Genomic DNA, 5,675 nt, shown 5'->3' with positions numbered 1-5,675 from the left:
GTTCCTTTGTCAGCGGACTGTCGGCGTGCAGCCTCAATCGCCGTCTCAGCCGGCAGTTCGAGCATCTTCAGCTTCGATCACCCGTTTCATCCCTCCAGCACCGCCTTCCATCCATTTACGAAGGGGGCCGGTTGTATCGCGGGCGTATCGAAAAACGCATATGCCACCGCAACGCTCTTCCGTCTTGGGTGGGGGCTTGGACCACACCGGTCTGTGCCGAGCGCATGGCGCTCGGGCGGAAAGTGATTACGGAAGAGGAGAAGGCGTGGCTGGTGACGGGAGCTGGGATCGGCGTTCGCTTCTGCGGGGCGCGGCTGTGGTGGCCGGTGCCGCCGCGGCCACACCGCTGCTCGGCAAGACGGCTAGGGCGCACGCCGACGGCAGTGACGCGGACGCGTTGTTCAAGGCTGGGAAGTTCGAGGAGGCCGCCCGCGCGTACGAGGAGATCCTGAAGAAGGACCCAACGAACCTGCACGCTGCACGCCAGCGCGGCTACATCGGGCTACTGGCCAACAAGTTCCCCGACGCGGAGAAGTACCTCACGATGGCCCTCAGACTGGCGCCCGACGACAAGGAGACCAACCAGCTCCTGGGCGACTGCTACATCAGGCAGGACAAATTCTCCCTCTCCGTGCCCCGTTGGCGAGCGGGCGGCGAGGAAGGATACGCCAAATGGTTCGCGGCGATCCGCGGCGAGGCCTACCAGATTCACGGCGACATCGGCCGCGTGCCATGGAGGCAGATGGACCCGGAACCGCTGGTAGAGGTCTCCGTCAACGGCGGACCGCCGAAGAAGCTCAGTTTCTACACCGGCGCCCCGAATCTGAGCCTGACCGCGTCGGCGGCGAAGGAAGCCGGCCTGAGCCCCGTGTACGCGGAAAAGACCGACTTCGAAGGCACCGGCATATGGGTGTACTACGGGGTGCTGGACTCCTTCAACCTGGGCGGCCTCGAACTGCGCAACGTCCCGGTGGGCTGGTCGTCGACGGAGTCGGGCGGAGATGTCAGTACCGGCAACGACGGCCTGATCGGCACGTGGATCTTCTACCACCTGCTGACCACCTTCGACTACGCGGGCCGCTCACTGATCCTGCGCCGACCGACCCCCGAAGCGGTCGCCGAGGCCACACGGGCGGGCACCAAGCCCCTGCCGCTCTGGCTCTCCCGTGACCACGATCTCAGCAGCACGGGCAGCATCGCCGGCTCCGGCCCTCGGGTGATGGGCGTGAACTTCGGCGGAATCGGCGAGATCGCCGTGGGCATGCCCGGGGAGGTGGCCAAGCAGTTGGGGGTCCGCACCGACTACGACCGCCCCATCGAGACCTTCGCCCACAGCCACCCGACCACCACCTACCCCTGCTACCCGAAGGAGGTCCGCCTCGGCGACGCCGTCGCCAACGACATCTACTGCGAAGCCGACCCGAACATGCCGGTCAACGTGGGCTGGCCCTACGGATCAGGGATCGACGCGATAGGCCACTTCGCCCACAGCTTCTGGAAGCCCTACAACATCACCCTCGACTTCACCAACATGAAGCTCCACCTCGCCCACGGCAAAGCCGCCTGATCACTGCCGAGGCAGGTTCCCTCCGGTCAGTGCAGCGCGCAAGGGCAAAGCGCTCAGCCTCAACACCGGTCGCCTCGATGTCGTTGAAGCACGACGAGGACGCGATCGCCTGATACCCCTTCTCGGTCGACTACCGCACAGCGAAGTGGCCGTACGCCGCGCCCAACCATCGGCGCGGCATCGCTGAGGCCCTGACGGACACGACAGAAGTGCTGCTCACCACGTCCAAAGGTGCCCCGGCGGGGACGCTCCTTCGTGAGGCCCCGCCGGGCTAGGCGTACAGCAGACTTCACCGCAAGGGAGGCGAACCGCCTGAGCATCTACTCCCCGCGCTGCACTGGCTGGACCGGAACACGCTCGACCTACGGGAACTGGCGCCGAATCGGCAAGGCCCGCAGATCGCACTCCAGGTGCTCGACCGACTCAGCAGGAAGCAAGACGGGCCATGCGCCACCGGCAGTACGGCGACCAGGAAGCAGGCGACGTTCAACAACGCCATGGAGCACGCCTGTCAGCGGCGCATTCTGCCGATCAACCCGCTGCCCCTGGTCAACTGGACCTGCCCTCGCGTGGCGCGACGCTAGACCTGCGCGTGATCGCCAAGCCGAGACGCCATACGCCCGGCGACACGCCGCCGTGTCCACATGGCGTGGGGCCGGGGTGCCGTCGGCTCAGGTGGCCGAGTCGGCCGGGCGCAGCGACGCCGTCCTGCTGCGGGTGTACGCCAAGTCCATGACCGGACAGGAGGACGACGCCAAGCGGCGAATTGCGGCTGTTCTCTGGTGGGCGTGGTGGGCCGCTCTCGAAGAGCGTGTACGGGCGCGTCTGGCAGCTCGCCCGCGGCACGGCGCTCACGCCCACACAGGTGGCCTCTCCTCTGGCCGGGCGGCCCTACGACCTCCGCCATAGCGGCGTCACGCTCGCCCTCACCGCCGGCGTCCCGGCGCCCGAGGTCGCCCGCCACACCGGTCACGGCGTCGACGTCCTGCTACGGGTCTACGCCGGGCGCATCGACGGCCACGAGCACATGGGAAACGGCCGTATCGAGGACGCGCTCAGGGACGGCGACTAGCTAGGAGTGCGAGGCCCGCCAGGACGACCGGAGGGGACCGGCGAGGTCATCGACAACGGTGAGCTGCGCGGGGACGTTCTGGCCGTCCTGTGCCAGATGGCTCAGTTGCAGCGCTGGTGTTTGGGCGTGAGGTGTTCGGGTTGGGGTCCCCGCCGTGCGGTCCTAGGGCCCTAGGGCCCTAGTTGAGGGTTCGGAGGCTTTTTAGCCTCATCGGCAAGACAGCGGATGCGACATCGGTCAGAAGGCATCCAACAGCGAGGCTCGGATCCCTACCGGAAGGCTGAAGATGTCCAGCAAGCTCCCCCTCAAGGTGCCCGTCGCTCTCAGTGCGCTCGCTTTCGCGAGTGCCGCGCTCCCGGCCGGTCCGGTGCACGCCGATCCGCCGAATGAGGCGATTCCCATCGCCCTCGATCAGGTGGACGACTATGTGAAGTTCACCGAGGACGACAACACGGTGATCTCCGATCACGCCAAGGCCCTCATCGACGCCGCGCCGAGCGGGGCGACGATCCGGCTCCCGCTGTACTACTTCAGCCAGAACAAGATCGTGACCTCCCTCAGCAGGGCGAAGGGGCGGGGCGTCAAGGTCAGGGTCGTCATCAACGGCAGCGAGATCGGCATGCCGCAGTACCGGGAGCTGACGGCGGCGTTCGCCGACTCGCCCAATGCGGTGCGGACGTGCGGGCGGCGGGTCACGGACGGCGCCGGCGGGTTCCCGAAGCAGAGCGGGCGCTACATATCCACTCGCGGATGCGCCGCCAACCGGAAGGTCGGCGACAACTACTCGCGCATGCACAACAAGTTCATGACGATCGACAAGGTCGCGAAGAAGGGGGGAGGCGTCGCGCGGAACGTCGTTTACGTGGCGTCCGCCAATCTGCACGAGTGGACCTCGTACGAAAGTGCCATCACGGTGCGGGACGCCGGGCTGTACAGGTTCTACAGCAGATACTTCGACGACATGTACCGTCTCGCGAACAGATCGGGGCGGCTCGACAACTACGGATCGAGTCACGTGTACAAGCCGTCCGGCGGGAAGTATCAGGTCTACACGTTCCCTCGGAGGGAGGCCGCCGGGAAAGCGCGCACGAGTGCGTCCAACGATCCGGTCGTGGCGGACGTGAAGGCGGCGAGGTGCTCGCGCAGTGCCAGCGACGACGTCATCAACGTGGCGAACGTCAGGGTCGTCCGGATGGCGGTGGCCAACGCGCTCATCGATGCTGGGAAGCGCGGCTGTACGGTCCGAGTGCTCACCGGGGACATCGCCTATGAGGACGGTGGGGCGGAGCTGATCTACGCGGCGGTCAACAAGCTCGCGTACAGCTCCTACATCGAGGGCGGCGTCAGGTACTGCGGGCCGGTGAACAACATCTCGTGGATGCACGAGAAGTTCATGCAGATCAGTAAGGGCACGTCGTCCGGCCTGTACGTGGGCAGCCACAACCTCACCGTCCAGGCACTGCGCCAGCAGGACGAGAACATCCTCCGCGTGCGGAACGCCACGCTGTACGCAGCCTACACCGGGCGTTTCGACTCGCTCCACACCTACTGCTCGCAGTGGAAGCCGAAGGTGCCTCCTCACACGGGCCCGGGCGACAACGCGGTCGAGGACGTCGACTAGAGGACGCTCGGACGGCCGTGTTCCGTGCACACCCGGCAATGGCCGGTAGGAGCAGGGAGCTACCGGGAACCAACGAGAACGGCCCCTGACAGCGTTCTAGCTGTTCAGGGGCCGTTCTACGTGGTGGTGGCGGGTGCAGGGTTCGAACCTGCGTAGGCTAAGCCGACGGATTTACAGTCCCACCGCCTAACTCCCCTGACCTGCCACTTCTCTCTCAGGCCACCGAACTTCGGCCCCCATTCGGCACACGAGTTAGCTGGCGGCAGGGACGAGCTTCTGGACGAACGATCGGAAGTCTGCCGCCAGCCAGAGTTCAGTTTCTAGATCGGCGTCGATCCAGGCGACAGACGGCTCGCTCTGTGCCCGCTTGCGCGGTAGTCCAGCGCTATCCAGTAGTGCCCATCACCTGACAGGGGAACGGTTGGGGACGGCAAGTCCCACTCCTGGACCAGGTACGGGGTGTCGAGGAGGGACAACGTGCCTTCACGGCGACCGATTCCGAACAGTTCGGCCAAGGGGACGTGAGTGGGACTCCATGAGTTGGGCTGGTCGGTCGGGAGGGCGTTCCAGGCGTCGGCCACCGGGCCACCGTTCTGGACTCCCAGGAGATCAAGCAGAGCCTGGGGAAGCCTCACCCCAAGCAAGTCCTCGGCCTCCTCGATCGCCCCCGCCACCAAGGGCGGCTGAACACCGTGGTCACCAGTCCCCCAGAACGAGGCTTTGACATCTCCGAACGGGGCCATGAGCGCGGATTCTACGAGTCCGCCGCCACGGCCGGCCGCACTCCACCAACTGCCGTCTGTTACAAGCGAGATCAGAACCGTCCAGGCATGTCCCCCCGTGCCCCCTGACCAGCGCCGCAACCTCCCAGATGTCCACACCCGTCCAAGATCATCCGATCCCGTTGTTAGCACGATCGTTAGCGCCCACGCCCGTCCCGGAGGGTGCGCCCGCGCGAACGACGAGACGCTGTGACAGACAGCTTCGCGCGGGCGTACCCTCCGGCCCGCGGGGGGCTGGGGGCCGCGAGGCCCCCGCTTCGCGCTCGCCAAGCCTTGCTCCTCGATGGCGAGTACGGATCACCAGCACGCTCCAGACTGCGACCGGCTTCGGCCGCTGTCTACTTAGCACGCCTCCGACACTCCTACCCCAGCCGCACTATCCTGTGTCCACATCCGGAAACTCCAAGCACCGCCCAGGCCACGGAATGTAGCGTGAAATCAAGCAGGCTGTGAACTAGCCTGCGACTGCATCGGTACTACATGATCAGAGGCATGGCTGTTCCCGCGAGCTACCAAGTTCAGGACCTCCCGCTGCAGTGGCGCTCTGCTCCGCGCCTCTGGGGTCATCCTCTGCACAGTTTGTGCAGCTATTTCGCGATGTTCCCACCGCAACTGGCGCACTTCTTCATCGAC

The 5,675-nt window shown here is 66.0% G+C and carries 4 protein-coding genes; 3 read left to right on the top strand and 1 reads right to left on the bottom strand.

The features are described 5' to 3' along the window. The first annotated feature begins 265 nt into the window (after positions 1–265). The 3 genes from AB0C69_RS37030 to AB0C69_RS37020 all read left to right on the top strand — a co-directional run bounded on the left by AB0C69_RS37030 (position 266) and on the right by AB0C69_RS37020 (position 4,260). Positions 266–1,567, top strand: a complete 1,302-nt coding sequence (locus AB0C69_RS37030) for a tetratricopeptide repeat protein (protein ID WP_360360298.1) — start codon at positions 266–268, stop codon at positions 1,565–1,567. 811 nt (positions 1,568–2,378) lie between these two features. Next, positions 2,379–2,639, top strand: coding sequence for a hypothetical protein (locus AB0C69_RS37025; protein ID WP_360360295.1), 261 nt, complete (start codon positions 2,379–2,381; stop codon positions 2,637–2,639). Positions 2,640–3,054: 415 nt separating this feature from the next. Further along, entirely contained in the window at positions 3,055–4,260 is a 1,206-nt protein-coding gene (locus AB0C69_RS37020; protein WP_360360292.1) for a phospholipase D-like domain-containing protein, read from the top strand. Between the two features lie 320 nt (positions 4,261–4,580). On the opposite strand, the gene AB0C69_RS37015 is transcribed toward AB0C69_RS37020, so the two are convergent. Continuing rightward, entirely contained in the window at positions 4,581–5,003 is a 423-nt protein-coding gene (locus tag AB0C69_RS37015; protein WP_360360289.1) for an SMI1/KNR4 family protein, read from the bottom strand. Between the last annotated feature and the right edge of the window lie 672 nt (positions 5,004–5,675).

Source organism: Actinomadura sp. NPDC048032 (genome assembly GCF_040653175.1).
Taxonomy (GTDB): Bacteria; Actinomycetota; Actinomycetes; order Streptosporangiales; family Streptosporangiaceae; genus Spirillospora; species Spirillospora verrucosospora.
The sequence above is the reverse complement of the archived record's forward strand: the minus strand, read 5'-3'. Positions and strand labels throughout refer to the sequence as shown.